General features: G+C 36.6%; 4 protein-coding genes. 2 read left to right on the top strand and 2 right to left on the bottom strand.

The window, feature by feature from the left end; translation table 11 throughout:
• On the bottom strand, positions 1-1,514 hold a 1,514-nt coding region (locus tag AC3DU7_RS24745), incomplete at its 3' end, for a SagB/ThcOx family dehydrogenase (RefSeq protein WP_488041953.1).
• 219 nt (positions 1,515-1,733) lie between these two features.
• Between AC3DU7_RS24745 and AC3DU7_RS24740 the strand changes: the two genes are divergently transcribed.
• Both AC3DU7_RS24740 and ilvC read left to right on the top strand, forming a co-directional pair.
• Complete coding sequence (locus tag AC3DU7_RS24740; RefSeq protein ID WP_488041952.1) at positions 1,734-2,246, top strand: pentapeptide repeat-containing protein; 513 nt, start codon at positions 1,734-1,736, stop codon at positions 2,244-2,246.
• Positions 2,247-2,644: 398 nt separating this feature from the next.
• A complete protein-coding gene (ilvC, locus tag AC3DU7_RS24735) occupies positions 2,645-3,643 on the top strand; it encodes a ketol-acid reductoisomerase (RefSeq protein ID WP_488041951.1) in 999 nt (332 codons plus the stop codon).
• A gap of 148 nt (positions 3,644-3,791) precedes the next feature.
• On the opposite strand, the gene AC3DU7_RS24730 is transcribed toward ilvC, so the two are convergent.
• A complete protein-coding gene (locus tag AC3DU7_RS24730) occupies positions 3,792-4,649 on the bottom strand; it encodes an alpha/beta fold hydrolase (RefSeq protein WP_488041950.1) in 858 nt (285 codons plus the stop codon).
• Positions 4,650-5,086 lie beyond the last annotated feature (437 nt).

Below are 5,086 nucleotides of genomic sequence, written 5' to 3'. Positions count from 1 at the left end.
GCTCCTAAAGTAGAAATATACAAAACAGCTTCATCCACAGGAATACCTAAAACTTCATTAACACGATCGTCAAAGAAACCACCAATACCACTAACACCTAAATTAAGATAAATAGCTGCTAAATTTAGTCTTTGCCCAAGGTGGCCTGCATCTGCATGGAGGTAACGGTAAACGCGATCGCCATATTTTGCTATAGCTTTTTTGAGGTCGGCGGTATGAAATAGCACAACAGCAGCATCTCTCCCTAATTCTTGCCCCAAGCATAGAAAATGTAGCTCTTGTCGGAAATTTTTAAACCTAATTTGTCGTAACTCTTGAGCTACTGGAGCATAATAGTAACAACCCTCTTCTAAACCATCTACTCCTGAAACAGCAATAAATGTTTCGATTAAACTCAGGTCAAAATAATCAGGGCTACGATCTAAGCCTTGATTAATATAATGGTGGGGTTGATAGGTAAAATCTAATACAGCTAATAGTTCTTTTAGAGCAATTTCTTCCCCAGTATACATTCGAGTAGAGCGTCTTTTGATAATAGTTTTTCTTAAAGCTCTTAAGTCTCTGCCCCATGAGATAGAGGGAGTGACAGTGGGGACTTTTGTACAGAATGGAAAATTGTATTTATCTTCTGAATATTCAGGATTTTCTCTTGTCTTCCAATTAGGTACTTTTGGAGAATTTGAGTTGATGTGAGCAGCTTGATGTAAATATTTTAGCAGATCGCCATCTGGAATGAGAGGATAATCTGTTTGAGTGCCAGAAGGTAGAGCACTTTCCCATTCAGAGAGATTTTGTTCAATATCTAGTAGATCTGCCAGAGCGATAATAGCGATCGCCTGTTCTTCTTGAGTATCTAGATAAAGTATTTTATTTACTGCTTCATCGGTAAACCCGCCAATTAGGTGAGGTCGATAGTTGGTGAAAGCAGAAGCTAATTCAATATTACCTAGTAAATGACCTGTATCTAAAAATATTCTTCTATATGCTCGGTCTTCATAACGCCAAGCAGAGCGATAGAAAATAGTAGTTATGGCGATCGCTAATTTTGTATTTTCTAAAGCTGGATGCCAAAAACAAGCATCTTGCAATTCTGGCCAGATTCTATTATCCCAAAATCTGAGTAAGGAATGAGTTTTGGCCTGATAATTATATAGTCCGGCAGGTAATAGAGGTGTGCCACGGGAAATTAAATAAACCTCCGCAGGATACAAACCCCCAGCAGAGGGAGCAGCTCTTAAGTAATGATTTCCCATCATGGTTGGCACTCTACCAGTTAAGCCATAGCTACATAAAAATAAATTAGATAGCCTTTCTTCTTCTCCTAAATCTTTTTCTTGATTAATTTGTTCTTGCAGATAGGGTTTAAGGTCAATAGTTGTCCCGACTTTATATTCTTTGAATGGTATTGGTTGTTTTTCCCAGTCTAGTTGATGATTCTTAGTTGCTATTGTTTCTGGGTCATATTTTGTCCGCTCATGGTAATGTTGAGCGATGGATTGTTGAACTTCTGCCATAATTCTTGTTAGGTATTATTTGGTATAACTATGATTTTGACATTCCTAAATAAAAATTTTACAAATCTAAAAAAAGCATTAGAATCGCAGTAATTTTTATAAGGCCATCTTAATATTAAGCTTAATAAAAAAGCTGAGTATAAATACTCATAATTTAACACATAAATAATGATTATCAACTACTAATCAAGTAGTTATAAAAATATTAAGATGGAGAAAATGAGTGCAGAGGAATTACTGGCAAGATACGCTGAAGGTCAAAGAGAATTTTGTGACATTGATTTGAGTAATATTGAATTATTTGAGGCTGATTTAGAAGGAATTAATTTAAAAGGTTGTGATTTAACAAGAGCTTATATGCCTTATGCAAATTTGAATCAAGCTAATCTTAAAGAATGTAATTTGCAAGAAGTAGAAATGGGAGATATTAAACTTTATCAAGCTAATTTATCTAATACCAATATTTCTTTAGGAAATCTATCGAGAGCTAATTTGCGTCATGCTATTCTGAGTGGTGCAAATTTGAATCGAGCTAATTTACAAGGTGCAAATTTATATAATGCAGATCTCACAGACACAGATTTAAGGCACGCAGATTTAAGGAAAGCTAATTTAGAAAAGGCAAAATTAAATAATGCTAAATTGGGGTGGTGTAATTTATTTCGAGCTAAAAAAGTTGATTTATCTATGGCAGAACACAATGACACTACTATTGGGCCTGATGGATATTAAATAATTAATAATTAACAATTAATAATTAATAATTAGAGCTTGCTGATTAAATATCAAAGTATTTACTGATATTGATTTGAGGCAATTTATTTCTGGAAAAAGTATGAGCTTTTCAGCAAGTTTAGATTAAAAAAATGAGCATTTTCACCGAAGCACGCAGCCAAAAAATCACTCTTACTATTGTTTGGGCCACTTGATTTGTAATTCCCATTTATTCTACGTCTTAACTACTTCTTACAAAGATCAAAAAGACTTTATGAGCGCAAACCCTAATTCCTATTCCTCCTGAACTTCTGGATTCTGGCTCCTGCTCCTATTTAGTTGAAAATATTACTGATATTTGATAGGATAGAAGTTTTGCATAAACAATATATAGTTGCAGATAGGAGACAAAAATAATGGCCAAAATGTACTACGATTCCGATGCTAACCTGGACATCTTAAACAACAAAACTATTGCCATCATTGGTTATGGCTCCCAAGGTCATGCTCACGCTCTAAATCTCAAAGATAGTGGCTCAAAAGTAATTGTAGGACTATATCCAGGCAGTAAGTCTGCCCACAAAGCAAAAGAAGCAGGTTTAGATGTTTACCCGGTAGACAAAGCTGCTGAAATAGCAGACCTAATTATGATTCTTTTGCCAGACGAAGTACAGAAAACCGTCTATAAAAACGAAATTGAGCCTAATCTCACAGAAGGAAAAATTCTAGCTTTTGCCCACGGCTTTAATATTCATTTTGGTCAAATTCTTCCTCCATCAAACGTAGATGTCGTCATGGTTGCTCCCAAAGGACCTGGACATTTGGTCAGACGCACTTACGAACAAGGAGAAGGAGTGCCTTGTCTATTTGCCATCTTCCAAGATGCTTCTGGTCAAGCACGCGATCGCGCTATGGCTTATGCCAAAGGTATCGGTGGCACTCGTGCAGGTATTCTGGAGACCAGCTTCCGGGAAGAAACTGAAACTGACCTCTTTGGCGAACAAGCTGTTCTCTGTGGCGGTCTGAGTGAATTAATCAAAGCTGGGTTTGAAACTTTAGTAAATGCAGGTTATCAACCAGAATTAGCTTACTTTGAATGTCTCCACGAAGTCAAACTAATTGTCGATCTCGTTGTTGAAGGTGGTCTGGCAAATATGCGCGACAGTATCTCCAATACTGCTGAATTTGGCGACTATACTCGTGGCCCTCGCATCGTTAATGACCAAACTCGTGCCGAGATGCGGAAAATCTTAAGCGAAATTCAATCTGGTCAATTTGCCCGCGAGTTTGTCATGGAAAACCAAACAGGCAAACCTGTATTTACCGCCGTGCGTCGTCAACAAGCAGAACACCCTGTGGAAGAAGTGGGTAAAGACTTACGTGCTATGTTTAGCTGGCTGAAAAAACAGGCTTAATTTTTTGAATCTAAAGAAGAATTAGGACTTACGCAGTAGAACGTATTTCCGTCTAAAACGACCAACAGGGTTTGCGGAGCATTCCGGAACGTAAAATAATCTCAAACAGTATTTTTTCGTGCCTTGTGCGTAAGCCCTGATTTTTTTTTCAGTTGTAGACCAAAAAGCCAATTATTGCATCTAGAAGCAATTCTGGTTCATCAACCCTGATTAAATGACCGCTATTTTCAAAGATTCTTAGATCGGCATGGGGAATAGCTGTAGCAATTTCTTCTGACAATTCTGGAGGACAAATCCAATCATGTTTTCCTGCTATAATTAAAGTGGGAGCTGTTATTTTATCTAGTTCATCAAGCACATTATAAGAACGTAAAAAACCACCAAACGCAACATTAATAGCATCGGGAGATAAAATAGTTCTGTTCCAACTCTTTCCTGATGTTTTTGGTTTGTAAGTTAATGAATACATAGGCATCATTAATTGAAAATATTCTTGCAGTTGGGCTTCATCTTCAAATTTACCATCCCATAAAAATTGAGCGATCGCTTGTTGTTCTTTTGTTCCTTTTTTGGCTAAATTAACTTTTGCTAATTCCAGAAACCTAAAACTACCAGCAGTAGCAATAACAATTAAAGATTGAACATTTTCTGGATAACGAACTGCATAAGTCAGGGCAACCATTCCTCCATAAGAAGTACCAATAATCACAATTTTTTCTAGCCCTAAATATTGACGCAATGCTTCCATATCTTCCACATTATTTTCGAGGGTATAAGTTTCTTTTGCTCCCCTTGCCGATCGCCCTTGCCCTCGGTGGTCAAAATACACTAATTGTAAATTTTGACTCAAGTTAGAAAAGGTAGGTTTATAGGAAGTATGGTCTGCACCAGGTCCACCATGAATTACAAAAGCAACAGGTTTTTCTCGCATCCTTTCCCCATCTGGCACTAGGGCAGCACCTTCAACATCAAAATAAATTTCTGTATCTCTGATTTTAGCTAACATTTTGTTTCAAAAAATAGACTTTCAAATGAGATTTTTTCTGAATGATATTATACCAATTTGATAAATGTTTGCTACAGGTACTGGAATTGTTTCTAGTAGTCAATAGTCAGTAGTCAGTAGTCAGTATAAAAAGCTGTTATTATCATTTTTTACCCTGAAATAATTCTCCAAGTGCTAAATATACATCTGACTTTAACCATTTTTGTTGACCAAACTATTCATAACATTCTTTTTTCAAATTGCTATGATTCACCAGGATACAAAAATAATAACTTGCATAATACCAATTTGAGTGGGAGAGAGCAGAATATCCTTATTATTGGGGGCATTTACTTTCAGCTAGGATGGCAGTAATTTTATAGCGCTTTTCACATGGATAGATTACAGTTAGTATCGGCAACCCAAAAGCATTTTTCTACTCCCTACTCCCTACTCCC

The organism is Okeania sp. (assembly GCF_983059655.1).
This window is presented reverse-complemented; position numbering and strand designations above follow the sequence as displayed.